Below are 19,014 nucleotides of genomic sequence, written 5' to 3'. Positions count from 1 at the left end.
CGCCCCGTTCCCGCCCGCGCGGGGACGGGGCGTTGTACAGTCTGGGCACATCCCGGGAATGCTTCACCCTGCACGCACCGTGCCCGTGAAGGCGTTTCTCCCGGTTCCACCACATCACCCCTGGGGGGGCTTTGACTTCTGTGGAACCCGGCCGTTCCGTCCCGCGCCCGAAGCGCGCGAGCCGGATCGCGGCCTGCACCGCACTCGTTCTCTCCGCCGGCATGCTGCTGGCGGCTCCGGCCTCGGCCGATGGCCCGGCGCCCGCCCCGGCCGGCGCCACCGCGCAGTCCACCGCCGCGCTCGGCGGGCAGCCGACGCTCAGCCTGCCGAAGCCCGCGGCGAAGAAGAAGTCCGGTGCGCCGGGCGTGGCGGGTGCCCAGTCCCCGTCCTCCGTCGTCCCGGCCAAGCCGCGTGCGGACCTGGACGGCGACGGCCGCAGCGACCAGCTGTACCGGGGCCTGGACGGCAATGTGTACGCCGTCACGGACGCCGCCGGCGAATCGCACCCGTACACGATCAACAGTGACGACCAGCTGGAGATGTCCAAGGACATCATCACCCCGGGCGACCTCGACGGCGACGGCAACGCCGAGGTCCTGACGCTGTCGGCGACCGGCAAGCTCTCGCTCTACCGGAGCCTGGACGCGAACACGACCAGCCCCGTCACCTGGTCGGGCAACGGCTGGCAGAAGTTCAACAAGGTCATCGCCCCCGGTGACCTGGACGGCGACGGCCGCGGCGACCTGCTCGCACGTACGCCGGCCGGTGACATCTACCTCTACATCTCCACCGGCAGCGTGGACAGCGCGCCGTTCGAGGCCGGTGTCGAGGTGGGCTCCGGCTGGAACATCTACGACCAGATCGTCGGCATGAACGACGTGGACGGCGACGGCATCGGCGACGTCCTGGGCCGTACGCCCAGTGGCGACGTGTACGCCTACCTCGGCACCGGTGACGCGACGAACCCGTTCAAGCGGCTCCCCATGGTCGGCTACGGCTGGGACATCTACAACCAGATCATCGGCTGTGACGACGTCGACGGCGACGGTTTCGGCGACCTGATGGCCCGCAAGCCGGGCGGTGACCTCTACTTCTACCGCGCCGTGGGCGACGGGACGTCCTCCCCCCGCGAGGAGGCCGGCACGGGCTGGAACGCCGCCGCGCTGTACGCCGGGGCGGGCGGCAACCCGGTCTTCGGGAAGCAGGAGCTGGAGGCGCGTACCAAGGGCGGCAGCCTGTACTGGTACCAGAGCCGGAACAACGAGAAGTTCTTCCCGCGTCAGCTGGACAGCTCGGACACCGGCTGGAACCAGGTGAGCCTGTCGCTGGCCTCCTCGCTGGACAACGACGGCTGGGCCGACCTCCTCCAGGTCTACAAGGGCACGCTCTACGTCGGCGCCGAGCAGATCGGCTCCGGCTGGCAGGTCTACAACAGCCTGACCGGCCCGGGCGACCTGACCGGCGACGGCAAGGGCGACCTGCTGGCCCGCGACACCGGGGGCGACCTGTACCTGTACCAGGGCAACGGGCTCGGCACGAAGTTCGCGACCAAGGTCAAGGTCGGCTACGGCTACGACACGTACAACAAGATCGTCGGCGCCGGTGACATCAGCGGCGACGGCCTCGCGGACGTCGTGGCCCGTGCCACGGACGGCACGCTGTACCTGTACAAGGGCACGGGCGACGCCGCCAAGCCGCTCTCGGCCCGCTCCGAGATCGGCACCGGCTACAACATCTACACGCAGTTCGCGGCCCCGGGCGACCTCGACGGCGACGGCAAGGCCGACCTGGTCGGCGTCGACGGCGCGGGTGACGTGTACCGCTACTCGTCCACCGGCACCGGCACGATCGAGAAGCGCGTCGAGATCGGCTACGGCTGGGACATCTACAACGGCCTGTACTAGGCCCGCGTCACCGCGTCAACGATCGCGCCCCCGTCCCCGCACCCGCGGGGACGGGGCGCTGCAACCCCTGGGGGGGCTTTGTCCTCTGTGATACCCGGCCGTTCCGTCGTGCGCCCGAAGCGCGCGAGCCGGATCGCGGCCTGCACCGCACTCGTTCTCTCCGCCGGCATGCTGCTGGCGGCTCCGGCCTCGGCCGATGACCCGGCGTCCGCCCCGAGCGGCGCCACCGCGCAGTCCCCGTCCTCGGTCGTCCCGGCCAAGCCGCTGCGCGACCTGGACGGCGACGGCTCCAGCAACATGCTGTACCGCGACCTGGACGGTGTCCTGTACACCTCGACGAACACGTACGGCACGCACCCGTACAAGATCGACAGTGCCGACCGGTACGAGATGTTCAAGGACATCATCACGCCGGGCGACCTGGACGGCGACGCCAAGCCCGAGATCCTGGCGCTGTCGGCCTCGGGCAAGCTCTCGCTCTTCCGGAGCACGGGCGAGAAGGGCACCGGCAGCGCCACCTGGTCGGGCAACGGCTGGCAGAAGTTCAACAAGGTCACCGCCCCCGGTGACCTGGACGGCGACGGCCGCGCCGATCTCCTCGCGCGGACGCCTTCCGGTGACGTCTACGTCTACATCTCCACCGGCGACGTGAAGAGCGCGCCCTTCAAGGCCGGCGTCAAGGTGGGGTACGGCTGGAACGTCTACAACCAGGTCGTGGGCGTCAACGACGTCAACCGCGACGGGTTGGGCGACGTGATCGCCCGTACGCCCGCCGGTGACGTGTACTTCTACGCCGCTACCGGCGACGCGGCGAAGCCCTTCAAGACGCGCGTCAAGGTGGGCTACGGATGGGACGTCTACAACCAGCTGATCGCCGTCGACGACGTCGACGGCGACGGTCTCGGCGACCTCCTCGCCCGTAAGCCCGGCGGCGACAGCTACGTGTACCACTCCATCGGCGACGGCACCTTCAAGGCACGCGAGGCCGGCGCCACGGGGTGGAACAAGGCGGCGCTGTTCGCCGGCGCGGGCGGCAACCCCGACTGGGGCAAGCACGAGGTCCTGGCCCGCACCAAGCCCGGCGGCCTGTACTGGTACGACTCGCGCAACGACGGGACGTTCGGCCCGCGCGGGCACAACGGCGAGGACGAGGGCTGGAACAACGTGGGGCTGGCGTTCGCGTCGTCCCTCGGCCACGACGGCACGGCCGAACTGGTCCAGAACTTCGACGGCAGACTCGGCATCAACGACGAATTCATCGGCGACGGCTGGCAGGACTACAACAACCTGACCGGCCCGGGCGACCTGAGCGGTGACGGCAAGGGCGACCTGCTGGCCCGCGACACCAAGGGCGACCTGTACCTGTACCAGGGCAACGGGCTCGGCACCGGCTTCGCCGCCAAGGTCAAGGTCGGCTACGGCTACGACACCTACACCGCACTCGTCGGCGCCGGCGACCTCAGCGGCGACGGCCTCGCCGACGTCGTGGCCCGCGACACCAAGGGCGACCTGTACCTGTACAAGGGCACCGGCAAGGCCGCCAAGCCGCTCTCGGCCCGCGTCGGGCTCGGCTACGGCTACAACACGTACAAGCAGCTCGCGGCCCCGGGCGACATGGACGGCGACGGCTTCGCCGACCTGATCGGCGTCGACGGCAAGGGCGACGTGTACCGCTACTCGTCCACCGGCACCGGCACGATCAGCAAGCGCGTCAAGATCGGCTACGGCTGGGACATCTACAACAGCCTGTTCTAGGCCCGCGTGCCCCACGGCGCCCCGTTCCCGCACGCGCGGGGGCGGGGCGCTCCCGTGTGCCGGGGCTCAGCCGGTCACCGGCTCCAGGAACTCCAGCCGGTTGCCCACCGGGTCGTGGCTGTAGAAGCGGCGGTGGCCCGGGAGGTCGTCGTCCCAGACCACTTCGGCGCCGCGCTCGGCCAGCCGGGCCGCGTACGCCTCGATGTCCGTGACGCGCAGGCCCGGATGGGCCTTGCGGGCGGGGCGGAAGTCCGCCTCGATGCCCAGGTGCAGCTGGACGGGCCCGGCGGCGAACCAGCAGCCGCCCCGGGCCGCGAGCACAGGTGGCTTCGGGATCTCCGTCATGCCGAGGACGTCCGTGTAGTACGCGCGCAGGGCTTCCTCGCTGCCTTCCGGAGCGGCGAGCTGGACGTGGTCGAGCGAGGCGATCATCGGGGCTCCCGGTGGGCGACGGCGAAGATGCGGCGGAACGGGAGGACCGTGCCGTGCGGGCCCTTCGGGTAGGCCGTGCGCAGCCGGTCGCGGTAGTCGGCGAGGAAGGCGTCCCGGGCCTCCTCGTCATCGGCGAGCGCGGTGAGCACGGGGCGCAGCCCGGTGCCTTTGACCCAGTCCAGGACGGGGTCCTCGCCCGGGAGCAGGTGGAGGTAGGTGGTCTCCCAGACGTCGGCGGTGGTCCCGGGGCCGGTCAGCGCGTCCAGGTATCCGGCGGGGCTCAGCACGGCGTCCGCGTGGCGCAGCAGGCCGCCGAGGCGGGGGCGCCAGCGCGGGGACTCCGCGAGTTCGCGCATCAGGACGTGCGAGGGCTGGTCGAAGTTGCCGGGGACCTGGAGGGCGAGGGTGCCGCCGGGGAGCAGGGCGTCCAGCCAGACCGGCAGGCGGGCGGCGTGGCCGGGGACCCACTGGAGCAGGGCGTTGGAGACGATCAGGCCGTACGGCTCCGGGGGCGCCCAGACGGCCGCGTCGGCCTCGGTGAAGTCCAGCAGTTCCGTGGCGTGGGCGCGGGCCCTCTCCAGCATCTGCGGGGAGTTGTCGTAGCCGGTGATCCGGGCGTGCGGCCAGCGCTCGGCGAGCAGGGCGGTGACGTTGCCGGCGCCGCAGCCGAGGTCGGCGATGCGGGGGGCGGGGGCGTCTCCGGGGCTGTCCGGCGGGTCGGGGACGCGGGCCAGGAGGTCGTGGAAGGGGCGGGTGCGGTGGTCCGCGTGGCGCAGGTACTGCTGCGGGTCCCAGAGGGGTGCGGTCATGGTTTCCAGGATCGACCGCGAGTATCTTGATGTCAAGACACTCGAATTCAAGAGACTTCATGTCGACAGACCCTCTACACTGATCCACATGGAGGACGAGGTCGACCGTCTGGTCGCTGCATGGCGCCGCGAGCGCCCCGACCTCGACGTGGAACCGCTCGAGGTCCTCAGCCGCGTCTCCCGCCTGGCCCGGCACCTCGACCGGGCCCGCCGCATCGCCTTCGCCGAGCACCAGCTCGAACCGTGGGAGTTCGACGTCCTCACGTCGCTGCGCCGGGCCGGCGCCCCCTACCAGCTCTCCCCCGGCCAGCTGCTCACCCAGACCCTGGTCACCTCGGGCACGATGACCAACCGCATCGACCGCCTCACCAAGAAGAACCTGGTCGAGCGGCTGCCCGACCCCAGCGACCGGCGCGGCGTGCTGGTCCGGCTCACCGCCGAGGGCCGTGACAAGGCCGACCAGTCCCTGGCGGGCCTCCTGGCCCAGGAGCGGGCCATCCTCGGCGAGCTCTCCCGCCAGCAGCGCGGCGAACTGGCCGGGCTGCTACGCCAGTTGACCGCCCCGTTCGACAACATCCCCGGCTAGCTCCGGCTCCTCCAGGTCGACGGGGCCGACGCCCGCGCGTCTGGCCAGCGCCACGGCGGCCAGCGTCGAGTGCACGCCGAGCTTCCCCAGCACGTTCTGCATGTGCGTCCGCACGGTGTGCGGTGAGAGGAACAGCCGCTCCGCGACCGCCTTGCGGCCCAGGCCCGCGACCATGCACCGCAGCACCTCGCGCTCGCGCGGGGTCAGCGACTCGACCAGCTTCTCGCTCTCGGTGCGGTGCTTGCGGTCGGCCAGCAGCTCCCGCAGCACCCCCGTCAGCAGGGCGGCGGGCAGATGTGTCTCGTCGCGCAGCACCCCCCGGATCACCGCCAGCAGCCGTTGCAGCGAGCTGTCCTTGGCGACCCAGCCGCAGGCCCCGGCCTGGAGGGCGAGCGCGGCCCGGGCCGGGTCGTCCTTCTCGGCGAGCACGACCGTACGCACCGAGGGACGCGCCACGCGCACCGCGCCGACCAGGGCGATCCCGTCGACCGGACCGGCCGGGCCGGGTCCGGAGCGCGGGGCGGGCACCGGGAGCGGGCCCGCGCCGGTGCGGGCGGGCGCGGCGACGGCGCCCAGCTCCGCGTCGGCCAGCAGCACGTCGTACCCCCGGCCCTCGGCCGCCGCGCGCTCCAGACAGCGCAGCGCCGCCGGGCCGCTGCCGGCCGCGGCCACCTCGACGTCCGGCTCGGCCGCGAGCGCGGCCGCCAGCGACTCGGCGAAGATCCGGTGGTCGTCCACCACGAGAACCCGGATACGGGCCACAGGCACCCCCATGCTGTGAATGACGGGGCGCCCCCAAGCGTGCGTCCCCCGACGGGGCCGGACCCGCACGGTGCTGCGCCCGGCTGTCCCGTGCCCCTGAATACGGCGCAGGCCCCCCGCCGGCGCTGAGCATCAGGGTACGGGCGGGGGGCCCGGGGGGAAGGGAATTGGCGGAAGTTGTCCAGGGGTGCGCCCTAGGGTGGGGCGCATGTTCCATCTTGAGACGGAAGTGAACAAGGAACGACGTGTGCAGCTGCACCGGCGGCTGCGGGACGACAACACCGCGCGCTCACCGCACATGGCCGCCCTGCGCGGCGCGCCCGACGCGCACGAGGAGCCGCTGCACGTCTGGGCGCTGGATGCCGAGGGGCGCCTCGCGGGCGGTCTCGCGGCCCACACCTGGGCGCGCTGGCTCCACCTGGAGCTGCTGTGGGTCGATACCGCGCACCGGGGTTCCGGCCTCGGCGCGCGGCTGCTCGCCGAGGCGGAACGGGTGGCGCGGGCGGACCGGGCCTGCACCCGCTCCCGGGTGGAGACCTGGGACTTCCAGGCCCCCGGCTTCTACCGGAAGCAGGGGTACGAGGTGCGCGGGCGGGTGGACGACTTCCCGCCGGGCGTCACGGAGTTCACCCTCACCAAGGAACTCCGCTGACGCCCGCGGGCGTCCGCCGGGTCAGACCAGCCGGCGTGCGCCCGCAGACGGCACCGCGGGGAAGACGCCCGGGGTGCCGTAGCCGGCCGCGGTGAACGCCTCCAGGACGGACTTGGTGACCGCGTCCGCCCGCTCCTCCTCGACCAGCACGATCGCCGAGCCGCCGAAGCCGCCCCCGGTCATCCGCGCCCCGAGCGCCCCGGCCGCGTTGGCCGCCTCGACCACGACGTCGAGCTCCACGCAGGAGACCCGCAGGTCGTCGCGGAGCGAGATGTGTCCCGCCGTGAGGACCGGGCCGGCCGCGCGCACGTCGCCCGCGTCGAGCAGCGCGATGACCTGCTCGACGCGCTGGTTGTCGCCGACCACATGGCGTACGTACCGCACGACGGACTCGTCCGCGCCGGCCTCCGCGAGCCGGTCCAGGGCGGCGCCCAGCTCCTCGTACGGCAGGTCGCGCAGGGTGGGTATGCCGAGCAGGCGGGCGCCCTCCTCGCAGCCGGCCCGGCGCTCCGCGTAGGCCCCGTCGCCGAGCGCGTGCTTGACGCGGGTGTCGACCACCAGGAGCCGCAGCCCGTGCGCGGCCAGGTCGAAGGGCACCTGGCGGCGGCCGAGGTCCCGGGTGTCCAGGTGCAGGGCGTGGCCCTCGGTGCAGCAGGCGGACGCCATCTGGTCCATGACCCCGCAGGGGACGCCGACGAAGGCGTTCTCCGCGCGCTGGGCGATGACCGCGAGCTCCGCCGCGTCGAGCCCGAGGCCGAAGAGGTCGTTGAGGGCGAGGGCGGTGACCACTTCGAGGGCGGCGGACGAGGAGAGCCCGGCGCCCGTGGGGACGGTGGAGGTCAGCTGGATGTCGGCGCCGGTGACCGCGTGGCCCGCCTCGCGCAGCGCCCAGACGACGCCGGCCGGGTAGGCGGCCCAGCCGTGGCCCTCGTTCGGGGTCAGCCCGTCCACGCGGAGCCGGACGACGCCTCCGGGCACGTCGGTGGAGTGCAGCCGCAGTTCGCCGTCGGTGCGGCGGGCGACGGCGGCGCGCGCGGTGTGCGGGAGCGCGAGCGGCATGACGAAGCCGTCGTTGAAGTCGGTGTACTCGCCGATCAGGTTGACCCGGCCGGGTGCGGCCCAGATCCCCTCGGGCTCGCTTCCGTACAGCTCGGTGAAGGAGGCGGTCAGCTCTGCGTGGTCCTCGGTCATGGTGCGGTGGGCTCCTCTCGGCGGGCGAACGTCCAGGCGTCGGAGACGATTCCGGCCAGGTCGGCGCGGGACGGCTGCCAGCCGAGCCGCTCCCTGGCGGTGGCGGCGGAGGCGACGAGGACGGCCGGGTCTCCGGCGCGGCGCGGGGCCGCGGTCTCGGGAACGGGGTGGCCGGTGACCTCGCGGACCGTCTCGATGACCTCGCGGACCGAGAAGCCGTTGCCGTTGCCGAGGTTGCAGATCAGGTGCTCGCCGGGGGTGGCGGCGTCGAGGGCGAGGAGGTGCGCCTCGGCCAGGTCCGCGACGTGGATGTAGTCGCGGACGCAGGTGCCGTCCGGGGTCGGGTAGTCGTCGCCGTAGACGGAGATCGACTCGCGCCGCCCGAGGGCGACCTGGAGGACCAGCGGGATGAGGTGGGACTCGGGGCTGTGCCGCTCGCCGCAGTCGCCGTACGCCCCGGCCACGTTGAAGTAGCGCAGCGAGACGGCGGCCAGGCCGTGGGCGGCGGCCTCGCCGGTGATCATGTGGTCGACGGCGAGTTTGGTCGCGCCGTACGGGCTGGTCGGGGCGGTGGGGTCGGCCTCCGTGATGGGGCTGGAGACCGGCTCGCCGTAGGTCGCGGCGGTGGAGGAGAAGACCAGGGTGCGCACCCCGGCGTCGCGCATCGCGGCGAGCAGGGCGGTGGAGCCGCCGACGTTGTTGAGCCAGTACTTCTCGGGGTCGGTGACGGACTCGCCGACCTGGGAGTACGCGGCGAAGTGGAGGACCCCGTCGTAGGAGGCGTCGAGCCACTTGGCGGCGTCCTGGACGCGGCCCTCGATGAAGCCGGCCCCGGCCGGGACGCCCTCGCGGAAGCCGGTGGAGAGGTCGTCCAGGACGGTGACGGTGTGGCCGGCCTCAAGCAGGTGCTGGGCGACGACACTGCCCACGTAACCGGCGCCACCGGTGACCAGGTACTTCTTCGGGGTCTTGCTCACTGGCTCGCTACCTCTCGCAGTCGCTGGGCCGCGGTCTCCGGCGGCACGTCGTTGATGAACACGCTCATGCCGGATTCGGAACCCGCGAGGAACTTCAGCTTGCCGGAGGTCCGTCGGATGGTGAAAAGCTCGAGGTGGAGCCCGAAGTCCTCACGTCCGGGGATCCCGAACGGCGCCTGGTGCCAGGCGGAGATGTACGGGGTCGGCGGCTCTCCGGGTCCGAAGATCCGGTCGAATCGCCTCAACAGTTCCAGATAGACCTGTGGGAACTCCGTGCGCGCCTCCTTGCCCAGCTCCAGCAGGTCGGGGACGCGTTGGCGCGGGTGGAGGTGGACCTCGTACGGCCAGTGGGCCGCGTACGGGACGAAGGCGATCCAGTGCTCGGTGGCGAGCACGATCCGGGAGCCGTCCGCCTCCTCGCGGGCGGTCACGTCGTCGAAGAGGTTGCGGCCGGTCTTCGCGTGGTGGGCGGCCATCGAGCGGAGCATCAGCTCGGTGCGCGGGGTGATGAAGGGGTAGCCGTAGATCTGGCCGTGCGGGTGGCCGAGCGTGACGCCGATCTCGGCGCCCCGGTTCTCGAAGCAGAACACCTGCTTGACCTGCGGGAGCCGGGCCAGGGCCGCGGTGCGGTCGGTCCAGGCGTCCAGGACGAGCCCGGCCTGCTCCTCGGTGAGGTCGGCGAACGAGGCGTCGTGGTCGGAGGTGAAGCAGACGACCTCGCAGCGGCCGGAGTCGCCGGCGAGCGAGGGGAAGCGGTTCTCGAAGACGGCGACGTCGTAGTCGGGCTCCGGGATCTCGCTCTGCCGGCCCTCGCGCGAGGGGCACAGCGGGCACTCGTCGGCGGGCGGGTGGTAGATCCGGCCCTGGCGGTGCGAGGCGATGGCCACGCTGTCGCCGAGGAGGGGGTCGCGCCGGATCTCGGACGAGGTGGAGACGGCGTCGAGCGGGCGCGTGTCGACGGCCTCGCGCACGAGGTCGTCGCGGCTGTCGTAGTAGATCAGCTCCCGGCCGTCGGCGAGCGTCGTAACCGTCTTCTTCACCAGACTCCTCCCACCAAACATAAGCCAACACAATGAACCACAAGTCAACAGATGCGTCAATGAGTCGACGGCGGGGGCATACGGGCGATGCGAGGGGGGATCACGGCCGCTTGAAGGCTGCGATTCCACCAATACGATCACAAACAAACAAAGAACCGCTGGGGAACTGTTCACTTTCCGAACACAAGAGCGTAGTTTCCTTCGGGTTCCGTTCGCGCAACGAAGCGAGTCCCCCACATGCAATATCTGGCAGCAGAGCTCCGGCTCCCCACGAACTGGCTCGACTACACGATCCTGGCGATCTACTTCGTCGTCGTGCTCGGCATCGGCTTCGCCGCCCGGGCGAGTGTCAAAACCAGCCTCGACTTCTTCCTCTCGGGACGGTCACTGCCCGCATGGGTGACGGGGCTGGCCTTCGTCGCGGCGAATCTCGGCGCCACCGAGATCCTGGGCATGGCGGCGACGGGCGCGCAGTACGGCGTCGCGGTGGTGCACTGGTACTGGATCGGCGCCATCCCCGCGATGGTCTTCCTCGGCCTCGTGATGATGCCGTTCTACTACCGCTCGAAGGTGCGCTCGGTGCCGGAGTTCCTGCTCCAGCGCTTCGACAAGTCCGCGCACCTGCTGAGCTCCATACTCTTCGCCTTCTCGGCGATCCTGATCGCGGGCGTCAACCTGTACGCCCTGTCGATCGTCGTGGAGGCGCTGCTCGGCTGGCCGCAGTGGGTCGCGATCGTCGTCGCGGGCCTCTTCGTCCTCGTCTACATCACGATCGGCGGGCTCTCCTCCGCGATCTACAACGAGGTCCTCCAGTTCTTCGTCATCCTCGCCGCGCTGATCCCGCTGACCCTGCTGGGTCTCAAGCGCGTCGGCGGCTGGGACGGGCTGAGCGATTCGCTGACGTCGAAGCACGGCTCCAACTTCATGTCGGCCTGGGGCGGCACGGGCATCGGTGACGCCAACCCGCTCGGCGCCAACTGGCTGACGATCGTCCTCGGCCTCGGCTTCGTGCTCTCCTTCGGCTACTGGACGACGAACTTCGCCGAGGTGCAGCGCGCCCTGTCCGCGAAGAACCTCTCGGCCGCCCAGCGCACCCCGCTGATCGCCGCCTTCCCGAAGATGTTCATCGTCTTCGCCGTGATGATCCCCGGCCTGGTCGCCGCCGTGGTCGTGCCGAACATCGGCGCCGCCGGCTCCGGCACCACGTACAACGACGCGATCCCGCTGCTGATGCGCGAGCTGCTGCCCAACGGTGTGCTCGGCATCGCGGTGACCGGTCTGCTGGCCGCGTTCATGGCGGGTATGGCCGCCAACGTCTCCTCGTTCAACACCGTGTTCACCACGGACATCTGGGCGCGGTACGTGAAGAAGGACGAGTCCGACGCGTACTACCTGCGCTTCGGCCGGATGATCACGGCGCTCGGCGTGCTGGCCTCCATCGGCACCGCGTTCATCGCCGCCAGCTTCTCCAACATCATGAGCTACCTCCAGACGCTCTTCTCGTTCTTCAACGTGCCGCTCTTCGTCGTCTTCATCATCGGCATGTTCTGGAAGCGCGCCTCGATGAAGTCCGGTGTCTGGGGCCTGCTCGCGGGCACCACGGCCGCGATGGTCAACTACTTCGTCATCTACAAGCAGGGCGTCATCGACATCCCGAGCGACCAGGGCGCCAACTTCGTCTCCGCGATCGTCGGCTTCGTCGCCGGCGCGGTCGTCATGATCGCGGTCACGCTCTTCACCGCTCCCAAGCCCGAGGCCGAACTCGCCGGCCTCGTCTACGGAACCGAGTCCCCGGGCGCCCCCGAGGTGCCCGAGGAGGGCGACAGCGCCTGGTACCGCAGGCCCGCACTCCTGGGCTGGGGGGCCATCGTGCTCGCCGCCCTGTGCTACGTCCCCTACTCGTTCTGATCGGAGCAACCCACCATGTCCGACCTGCACAAGGAAGTCTCCGACCTGGAGCAGAAGTCCGCCACGGCGGCCCGCCTCTTCGACATCCGGCGGATCATCGGCGGCCTCTTCGTGGTCTACGGGATCATCGTGACGATCGCCGGGATCAGCCCGTCCGACGCGGACCTGAAGAAGGCCCAGGGCGTCCACATCAACCTCTGGACCGGCCTCGCCATGCTGGCCCTCGGCCTGTTCTTCCTGGTCTGGATGAAGCTGCGCCCGGCCCAGGCCCCGGAGCCCGCTCCTGAGGACACCCCGGAGAGCTGATACGCCGTTACGCGGCAGGGGCCGGACACCGTCAGCCGACGGGGTCCGGCCCCTGGCGTGTCACCGCCGCCCGGTCCAGCAGCCCGGTCCGGGCGGCCAGGGCGGCGGCCTCCAGCCGGGAGCCGACGCCGAGCTTCATCAGGACGCGCTGGACGTGCGTACGGGCGGTGCTCGGCGCGATCCGCATCCCGGCCGCGATCAGCCGGGTGTCCTCGCCCTCAGCGACCCGGACCAGCACCTCGACCTCGCGCGGGGTGAGCAGCCGCAGCAGCCTGCGGCCCTCGTCGTCCGGCTGGGCCACCGGGTCGAGCAGTTCGGCGAAGGCGCCCTGGAGGAGCTGGGGCGCGATGGCCGCCTCCCCGGCCCTGGCCTTGACCATGGCGCGCTCCACGCCCTCGATCCGCTCGTCGTGCCGGACGTACCCGGCGGCCCCGGCGGCGAAGGCGGCGGCGATCCCGCGCGGGCTGGGGACCGGGCCGAGCACGACCACCGCGGTCTGCGGGCGTTCGCGCCGGATCCGGACGACGGGGTCGAACGTGCCGGGCACGGCGGGCGACGCGGTACCGAACAGGCAGACCTCCGGGGCCCGTCCGACGACGAGGTCCGCCGCCCCGGCGGTGGGCGCGGCGGCGGCCAGCACCCGGTGGCCGCGCAGCTTCAGCGCCGAGGCCAGCGCCTCGGCGAGCAGTCGGTGGTCGTCGACCACCATCAGCCGGACACCCATCGCCCCATTCCCCCCGTCGCACCGGCACGGGCCCCCCGGCCCTCCAGGGCCTGCAAGTTACACGGCCGGGTACGCGTGTGGGGGTGGAACCGGCCGGTTCCACCCCCACATCCGTGATTCGCGCTCAGCTGGTGCGGAAGGACACCACCAGGTACTCCTTCTCGTCGTACGAGCTCTTGCGCGGTGCGCTGATCATCGTCTCGGAGATGAAGAAGTGCCCCTGCTCGTAGCGGAACTCCGCGTAGTCGGCGGAGAAGCTGGTCTCCGCGTCCCGGGTGGCCTCGTCGGACGGGTTGCGCATCAGGACCGTCTGCTTGAAGGTGCTGCCGTCGATGGAGACGACCTCACCGCCCTTGTCGTACGGGGGTTCCCGGTACGCGATGATGTTGTTGCCGTCCATGCGCAGCGGGAACATCGTGAACTTCTCGCCCGCGTCGGCCCGGTCGCCGGTCTGCTTGCCGGTGGTGAGGTCGAAGGAGACGATCTCGTTGGTCCGGCTGAAGCTCTCGCCGGTCCCCTCGTGCTCCTCGGTCGGCAGGTAGATGCGGTTGTTGCCGACGGCGAGGTGCTGGCACTGCTCGACCTCGGTGGAACCGCACCTGGCCGCGTACTTCTCGGCGTCGGCGGAGATGCGGATCTTCAGCTTGCCGGTGGCCTCGTCGATCGAGAAGAAGTCCGAGATGCTGCTGCCGTCGCCGGCGGTGTCGCCGACGTCGGCGGCGACGACGAGCGGCTTGGTGGAGACGATGCTCGCGTAGTCGACGCCGGCCGGCATCTTGTACGAGGAGAGCGGGGCACCCGTCGTCGGGTTCAGCGACTGGATGACGAGCTGCGGGTCGTCGTACGTACCGCACTTGCGGACGACGGCCAGGGCCTCGCCGCCGCCGTACCCCGCGTCGTAGCAGCCGTCGGTGCTGGCCTTCGGCTTCCAGAGCTCGGCGCCGGTGTCCAGCTTGAAGGCGGCGCCGCCGTCGGTGCCGCCGGCGGCGACCGTGTTCCCGCTGAGGGTGACCTCGGCGAAGCGGACCGGGCGGTCACCGCCGGTGGAGGCGGTGATCGACTTGCTCCACAGCAGCTTGCCGGTGGCCAGGTCGAGGGCGCCGACCTTGTTGCAGCTCTGGTAGTTCTTGGCCTTCGTCCGCTTGGCCTCCTCGAAGAGGATGGCGGTCTTGTAGTCCTTGCTCATGTGCCGGGACGCGGCGCACACCTGGCCGTCCAGCGGGATCGACCAGAGCTTGGTGCCCTTGTCCAGGTCGTAGCCGACGACCTCGTTGACGCCCGACTTCACGTACGCCTTGTCGGTGACCCAGGAGCCGTCGACGGTGGTGACGTCGGTGACCTTGGGCTGCGGAAGCTGGAAGCCGACGGCCGAGTCGACGTTCGCCGGGGCCTTCTCCTTGCCGCCGGTGCCGCCGCCCTTCCCGCCGTCGTCGCCCTTGCCGCCCTTGTTCTCGCCGGAGGTGCCGGCGGAGGAGCCCGCCTCGTCCTTCTTGTCGTCCCCGCCGCTGGAGGCGTACCAGAGGCCGCCGCCGACGATCAGGGCGACCGCGACCACGGCGGCGACGATGATCTGCGCCTGGGTGGAGAACTTCTTCCCGCCCCCGCCCTGCTGCGGCGGCTGGTACGCCGGCTGCATCGGGGCGGTCGGGTAACCGTACGGCTGCTGCTGGCCCTGCTGCGGGAAGCCGTAGCCGGGCTGGGTGGGCGGCTGCTGCTGGCCGTGCTGCGGGAAGCCGTAGCCCGGCTGCGTGGGCGGCTGGGGCGGCTGCGCCTGCGGGAAGCCGTAGCCCGGCTGCGTGGGCGGCTGGGGCGGCTGGGGCGGCGGGTAGCCGTAGCCCGGCTGCTGCTGAGGCGGGCCGGGGGGCGGGGTCGGGGCGCCGAAGCCACCGGGGGGCGGGTCCTGCGGGGCGCCGAAGCCGCCCTGGGGCGGGTCGTTGGGCGGCTGCTGGGGCGGCTGGGTCATGGCGTTGCGTACCTCGGGGAAGGGAGATCGGTCGGGTTCGTCAGGGAGGGGTGAGCCGTCAGTTGCCGAAGGCCATCATGGTGTTCGTCTGCAGCTCTTCCTTGTCGTTGCCCGCGCTGACCCGCCCGCTCGTGATGAACGAACGCCCGTCCACGTACTGGATCTTCGGGTTGTAGAAGCCGCGCTCGATCTCCGAGGTCGAGTCCGGGTGCTGGAGCACCGTCTTCGGGCTGCCGCCGGCCGGGGAGAGGGTCGCGATGCCGCCGCCCTTGCTGTAGCCGCCGTCGATGTAGAGCAGGATGTTGCCGCCCTCCATGCCGAGCGGCTCCATGGTCTGCTCGGCGGGGGAGTTCGCCTTCCACTTCGTCTTGCCGGTGTTCAGGTTGAACGCGACGACCTTGTTGGTGCGGGCGGAGCCGCTGGAGTCGTCCGTGGTGGACATGTAGAAGGTGTTGGCGTCGGCGGCGACGCCGACGCAGCCCTGGAGCTGCTGGCCGAAGATGGTGAAGCCGCCGCCGCAGTCCGGGGAGAACTTGTCACCCTTGTCGCTGGACAGCTGGGAGCGCAGCGTGCCGTTCTCGCGGAGCGCGATGATGGTCCACTTCTTGTCGTCGCTGGAGTCGCCCTTGGTGAGGGAGACGACGAGGGGAGTCACCGAGTAGACCTTCTCGACCTCCCAGCCGCGGGCGGGCTTGTAGGTCCACTTCGCCTTGCCGGTGCTGGGGTCGAGTTCCTCGATCTCCTGCTGCGGGTTCTCGATGTCGTCGGTGCGGCAGTTGACCGCGGCGATGAGCTTGGGGCCGCCGGCGAAGGCGAACGGCTGGCAGTTGCCGCTCCGCTTGCCGAAGACCTCCTTGCCGTCGCTGACCCGGAAGGCGTTGGACGCACCGGTGCGGCCGGCCGTGACGGTGTCGCCGCTGATGGCCATGGAGAGGTCGGACATCATGTCGAAGAGGCCGCTCTTCTCGACCTCCTTCTTCCATCCGGCCTTGCCCGTGTTGAGGTCGATCTGCTGGAGGGCGGAGCAGTCGGCCTTGTCGGTGGTGCCGTTCTTGATCGCGATGACGATCTTGCCGTCGGCGGTGGTCTGCTCGGGCGCGGAGCAGATGTCGGCCGGCAGTTTCAGCGTCCACGCCTGCTTGCCGTCGGCGACCGAGTAGCCGGAGACCGTGCGGTACATGCCCTTGACGATGGTGTCGCCGACGATCCAGGGGCCGTAGACGTCCGCGCCGTTGCGCGGGAGGTCGACGTCGTTCTTCTGGAGCCAGAGGACCTTGGCCTCGCCGTCCTTGCGGCCGCTGTTGAGGTCGTCGTCCTCCTCCCGGCCGGTGCCGTTGCCGTCTCCCTGGTCGACGGAGGGCGACCCGGACGGCTTCGCGACCTGCTCGCTCTTCTTGGCGACCGGCTTGTCGTCGTCGCCGTCGCCGCCGCTCGTCGCGAAGTACACGCCGCCGCCGATGACCAGGAGCGCGGCGACCGCAGCCCCGATGATCATGGCCGGCTTGCGCTTGAACGGGCCGCCGCCGGGGCCGTTCGGGCCGGGCGGCACGGGCGCGCCGGGGTGCTGCGGCGGGAAGCCGTAACCGGCCTGCGCCTGCTGGCCGTACGGACCCGGCTGCGGCTGCCCGTACGGGCCGGGCTGCTGGTTGTACGGGCCGGGCTGCTGCTGTCCGTAGGGGCCGGGCTGCTGCGGCTGCTGTCCGTAGGGGCCGGGCTGCGGCTGCTGGCCGTACGGCCCCGGCTGCTGCGGCTTGTCGTACGGGCCGGGCTGCTGCGGGTAGCCGTAGCCCGGCTGTGCGGGCGGCGGGGGCGGCGGCGCGGCGGGGGCCTGGGGCGGCGCGGCGGGCGGCGGCGGAGTCTGCGGCGGGCCCTGGGGCGGCTGCGGTACCCCGTGCGGCGGCTCCTGCGGAGCGCCGAAGCCTCCCTGCGGCGGTTGCTGTCCGGGCGGCTGGGTCATCAGCGCGTCCCCCTTCGTGCGGTCCGGTGCCCGTTCCGGACTCCCCCGCGATCTCGCCGGCACCTGGGGGCAAGGCCCCCTGAGCCACGGCGAAATGGAGCGAATCGGGCATGGATCCCGCAGTGTCACGTCAGTCGAGCGGGACTTCTTTGTACCACCCGTCCGAGGGCGCCTTCCGGTTCGGTCCGCCCCTGTTCCCAAGGGAGGACCGGGCCGTGATGCCGCTGTGATGCTTCGGCCCGTCAGCTGCCGAAGACCACCATGGAGCGCATGTCCACCTCGTCGTCGCCGCTGATGCCGCTGAGCCGTGACGGCGTCAGCAGGCAGCGTCCGCCGGTGTACACGATGCGCGGTTCGTAGATGCCGCGCTCCAGGTCGGCGCCGGACGCCGGGTGGCGCTGCACGAACCGGGGGGTGCCGCCGGTGGAGGGGAGGGAGGCGATCCCGCCGCCCTTGCCCTTGACCGCGTGGACGTACATCAGCAGCTTGCCGCCCTCGGTGCGCAGCGGGGTGACGGCCTGGCCTCCCGGTGCGTCGGCCGACCAGCGGAACTTCCCGGTGGCCAGGTCGAAGGCCGCGACCTTGTTGGCGTGGAGGTCCCCGAACTCGCCGTAGTCGGTTCTCATGTAGAGGGTGTTCGCGTCGGCGGCCACGCCCACGCAGTTGTCCAGGTTCCGGCCGAGCGACATCATGTCCCGCTCGCACTTGAGCTGGAGGTCGCCCGGTCCGCCGGAGAGCTGGGAGCGGTAGGTGCCGTCGGCGTTGAGGACGAGGATCGCCCACTTCTCCGGCTGCTTGAGCGAGACGACGAGCGGGCTGACGGAGAGGATCTGCGCGACCTCCCAGTCCTTCTTGAGCTTGTACGTCCACAGGGCCTTGCCGGTGGCGGGGTCGATCCGCTGCACCTGCTGGTCCTTGTACTGGTCGTCGGCGGTGTGGCAGCTGACCGCCGCGATGGCCACCGGTCCGCTGGCGAGGCCGAACGGCTGGCAGGTGCCGGGCCGTTCACCGAAGAGCTGCTTGCCGTCGCTGATCCGGAAGCCCTCGGTCCGGCTGGTGCGGCCGACGGTCACGGTGTCGCCGTTGATGGACATCGCGAGGTCGGAGAGCCCGTCCCAGACCCCCTTGCGGACGTACGACTTGCGCCAGCCGGCCTTGCCGGTCTTCAGGTCGACCATCTGGAGCGTGTCGCACTCGGCGTCGGCAGCGGTGTCGTGCCTGATCCCGAGGACGATCCGGCCGTCGGCGGTGGGCTGCGAGGGCGCCGAGCACATCTTGGCCGGCAGCCGGAGGTTCCATCGCCGGGTGCCGTCGGAGACCGAGTAGCCGGAGACCGTGTTGAACAGGGCCCGGACGACGGTGTCCCCGGCGAACCAGGGGCCGAACTGGTCTTCTCCGTTGCGCGGCAGGTCGATGCCGCCCTTCTGGATCCAGGCGACCTTCGCCTCGCCCGGCTCGGCCCCGGCGTTGATGGCCCGGGCCTCCTCCTCGGGGCTGACCACCGGCTTCCCGGTGGCCCCGCCCTTGGTCGGGGACGGCGTCACGGTGGGCTCGGCGGAGTGGGTCGGCCCGGCGAGGGGCTTGTCGTGCTCTCCGCCACCGGTGGCGAACCAGATCCCGCCGCCCGCGAGGAGCGCCACGGCGGCCACTGCCCCGACGATCTTCGCGACCCGGCCCCGGAACGGCCCGCCCGGGCCCTGCGGCCCGCCGGGGGCGGGGGCGGCGTACTGCTGCTGGGTGGGCATCTGGTGCAGCCCCGGCTGCGTGTACGGGCCCGGCTGGGCCTGCCCGTAGGGGCCGGGCTGCGGCGGGTAGCCGTAGCCGGGCCGGGTGGGCGGCTGGGTGTACGGGCCGGGCTGGGGTGCTCCGTAGGGGCCGGGCGGCTGGGTGGGCGCGTCGTACGGGCCGGTCGCCGGATCGTACGGTGCCCCGAACCCGCCCTGCGGCGGCTGCTGTCCGGGCGGCTGGCTCATCGGACCCGTCCCCCTGTTCCGTTGTCACTGGTGAAGCGGCACGGTTGTCCCCCGTACCGGGCGAAAATCCTTTCT

Annotated in this window: 16 protein-coding genes; 6 read left to right on the top strand and 10 right to left on the bottom strand. The window is 71.4% G+C overall.

From position 1 onward, the window contains the following. Positions 1-140: 140 nt before the first annotated feature. Entirely contained in the window at positions 141-1,904 is a 1,764-nt protein-coding gene (locus ABZ565_RS07535; protein ID WP_361021922.1) for a VCBS repeat-containing protein, read from the top strand. 87 nt (positions 1,905-1,991) lie between these two features. After that, entirely contained in the window at positions 1,992-3,659 is a 1,668-nt protein-coding gene (locus ABZ565_RS07530) for a VCBS repeat-containing protein (RefSeq protein WP_361021919.1), read from the top strand. A gap of 66 nt (positions 3,660-3,725) precedes the next feature. Here the strand turns inward: ABZ565_RS07530 and ABZ565_RS07525 are convergent, their stop codons facing one another. Further along, positions 3,726-4,091 (bottom strand): VOC family protein, encoded by a 366-nt coding sequence (locus ABZ565_RS07525; protein ID WP_361021555.1) that lies wholly within the window; start codon positions 4,089-4,091, stop codon positions 3,726-3,728. Beyond that, positions 4,088-4,900: a trans-aconitate 2-methyltransferase gene (locus tag ABZ565_RS07520; RefSeq protein WP_361021552.1), complete on the bottom strand. Its 813-nt coding sequence runs from the start codon at positions 4,898-4,900 to the stop codon at positions 4,088-4,090. Before ABZ565_RS07520 ends, ABZ565_RS07525 begins: the two co-directional genes overlap by 4 nt. Before the next feature lie 88 nt (positions 4,901-4,988). Here ABZ565_RS07520 and ABZ565_RS07515 point away from each other — a divergent pair, with 88 nt between their 5' ends. Next, positions 4,989-5,486 carry a MarR family transcriptional regulator gene (locus tag ABZ565_RS07515; protein ID WP_328900557.1) on the top strand — a complete coding sequence of 166 codons (498 nt, stop codon included), beginning with the start codon at positions 4,989-4,991 and terminating at the stop codon, positions 5,484-5,486. On the opposite strand, the gene ABZ565_RS07510 is transcribed toward ABZ565_RS07515, so the two are convergent. Then, entirely contained in the window at positions 5,445-6,260 is an 816-nt protein-coding gene (locus ABZ565_RS07510; RefSeq protein ID WP_361021548.1) for a response regulator transcription factor, read from the bottom strand. The genes ABZ565_RS07515 and ABZ565_RS07510 overlap by 42 nt on opposite strands. 196 nt (positions 6,261-6,456) lie before the next feature. Between ABZ565_RS07510 and ABZ565_RS07505 the strand changes: the two genes are divergently transcribed. Next, entirely contained in the window at positions 6,457-6,900 is a 444-nt protein-coding gene (locus ABZ565_RS07505; protein WP_361021545.1) for a GNAT family N-acetyltransferase, read from the top strand. Positions 6,901-6,921: 21 nt separating this feature from the next. Here the strand turns inward: ABZ565_RS07505 and galK are convergent, their stop codons facing one another. Genes galK through galT form a run of 3 tightly spaced genes read right to left on the bottom strand, consistent with a single transcriptional unit; the run spans position 6,922 to position 10,108 of the window. Beyond that, complete coding sequence (gene galK, locus ABZ565_RS07500; protein ID WP_361021542.1) at positions 6,922-8,091, bottom strand: galactokinase; 1,170 nt, start codon at positions 8,089-8,091, stop codon at positions 6,922-6,924. Beyond that, on the bottom strand, positions 8,088-9,068 hold the full coding sequence (galE, locus tag ABZ565_RS07495; RefSeq protein ID WP_361021539.1) for a UDP-glucose 4-epimerase GalE: 981 nt from the start codon (positions 9,066-9,068) through the stop codon (positions 8,088-8,090). Before galE ends, galK begins: the two co-directional genes overlap by 4 nt. Beyond that, complete coding sequence (gene galT / locus ABZ565_RS07490; RefSeq protein ID WP_361021536.1) at positions 9,065-10,108, bottom strand: galactose-1-phosphate uridylyltransferase; 1,044 nt, start codon at positions 10,106-10,108, stop codon at positions 9,065-9,067. Before galT ends, galE begins: the two co-directional genes overlap by 4 nt. Positions 10,109-10,345: 237 nt before the next feature. On the opposite strand from galT, the gene ABZ565_RS07485 reads away from it, so the two are divergent. Together ABZ565_RS07485 and ABZ565_RS07480 are read left to right on the top strand one after the other, a co-directional pair. Next, a complete protein-coding gene (locus ABZ565_RS07485; protein ID WP_361021533.1) occupies positions 10,346-12,016 on the top strand; it encodes a sodium:solute symporter family protein in 1,671 nt (556 codons plus the stop codon). A 15-nt stretch (positions 12,017-12,031) separates the two neighbouring features. Then, a complete protein-coding gene (locus ABZ565_RS07480; RefSeq protein ID WP_361021530.1) occupies positions 12,032-12,322 on the top strand; it encodes a hypothetical protein in 291 nt (96 codons plus the stop codon). Positions 12,323-12,353: 31 nt separating this feature from the next. On the opposite strand, the gene ABZ565_RS07475 is transcribed toward ABZ565_RS07480, so the two are convergent. The 4 genes from ABZ565_RS07475 to ABZ565_RS07460 form a co-directional block, all read right to left on the bottom strand. After that, on the bottom strand, positions 12,354-13,046 hold the full coding sequence (locus tag ABZ565_RS07475; protein WP_361021527.1) for a LuxR C-terminal-related transcriptional regulator: 693 nt from the start codon (positions 13,044-13,046) through the stop codon (positions 12,354-12,356). A gap of 124 nt (positions 13,047-13,170) precedes the next feature. Continuing rightward, positions 13,171-15,009, bottom strand: coding sequence for a PQQ-binding-like beta-propeller repeat protein (locus tag ABZ565_RS07470; protein ID WP_361021524.1), 1,839 nt, complete (start codon positions 15,007-15,009; stop codon positions 13,171-13,173). Positions 15,010-15,067: 58 nt separating this feature from the next. Beyond that, complete coding sequence (locus ABZ565_RS07465; protein WP_361021521.1) at positions 15,068-16,966, bottom strand: PQQ-binding-like beta-propeller repeat protein; 1,899 nt, start codon at positions 16,964-16,966, stop codon at positions 15,068-15,070. Positions 16,967-17,208: 242 nt separating this feature from the next. Then, positions 17,209-18,939, bottom strand: coding sequence for a PQQ-binding-like beta-propeller repeat protein (locus ABZ565_RS07460; RefSeq protein WP_361021518.1), 1,731 nt, complete (start codon positions 18,937-18,939; stop codon positions 17,209-17,211). Between the last annotated feature and the right edge of the window lie 75 nt (positions 18,940-19,014).

It is taken from the genome of Streptomyces sp. NPDC016469 (assembly GCF_040632905.1).
Classification (GTDB): Bacteria; Actinomycetota; Actinomycetes; order Streptomycetales; family Streptomycetaceae; genus Streptomyces.
Note: the sequence above shows the minus strand (reverse complement) of the source record. Positions and strands in the feature narration are given on the sequence as shown.